Annotated in this window: 1 protein-coding gene; it reads left to right on the top strand. The window is 78.4% G+C overall.

Annotated elements, in window-relative coordinates:
* Window positions 1-976 (top strand): flagellar hook-length control protein FliK (locus tag ABD151_RS09815; protein WP_343993775.1); only part of this gene is annotated, 976 nt, incomplete at both ends.

The raw sequence follows: 976 nt of genomic DNA on the forward strand, positions 1-976 counted from the left end.
GCCCGCCCTGGTCGGCCCCCAGGCCGTGGCGTCCCCGGACGGCGACGCCGTGCCGGGTGGCGAGCCCACCCCCGAGGGCGAGGCCGCCCTCGATGCCGAGGGCGCGCTGGCGATGGCCGGCCTCGGGGCCGCACTCTTCGCCGGCGAGCTGGCCCGACCGACGCCGGCCGCTCCGGCGCTGCCCGGCGCGCTCGGTGACGCTGTGGCTCCCCCGACTGCCGGTTCCGTCCCCCCTTGCGGGACCGGCGAACTCGTCACCGAGGCAGCACCGGCGGATCCGGCCGCGCCGCTGCCCGGCCTCCTCGCGGAGCCGGATGCCGGCACCGCAGCGCCGGCTCCCGCGGACGGCGTCGAGACGGACCCTGCGCCCGTCCCTGCCGACGCGGTGCCGGCCCCGGCAACGGAGCAGCAGGCGACCGGCCCGGGCACGCCGGAGACCGCGGCACCTGCCGCACCGGTCTCCGGTGCGACCCCCGCCGACGACGCTCCGGCGCCCTCCGCCCTTGCCCCGCAGGCGATCGCTGCCGACCCGGCACCGCTCGGCGTGGTCACGACGGGCGGCAGCACTCCGGTCGCGAGCAGCGGCTCGACGGGGAGCGCACCGCTCAGCAGCGCCGGCGCCCAGTTGGCGAACCCCGTCGTCACCGCGGTCGCCCAGCACCTGTCCACCGGACAGGGCACCAGCCGGATGACGCTGACCCTGCAGCCCGAGGCGCTCGGCGAGGTCCGTGTGCACCTGAGCGTGCGCGACGGTGCCGTGCAGGTCCGGCTGAGCGCGGTGGACGCGGCCGCCCAGGCGCTGGCCCTGGACGCACCCGAGCTGCGCCGGATGCTGGAGGCGATCGGCGCCACCGAGACCCGGGTGCTGGTCAACGACAGCAGCTCGGGCCAGAGCCACCTCGACCAGCGCAGCACCGAGCAGCAGTCCGCCTTCGGCGAGCGCGAGCAGCGCCCCGACTCCCCCGAGCTGCCGTGG

This window comes from Nocardioides dubius (assembly GCF_039528155.1).
Lineage (GTDB): Bacteria > Actinomycetota > Actinomycetes > Propionibacteriales > Nocardioidaceae > Nocardioides > Nocardioides dubius.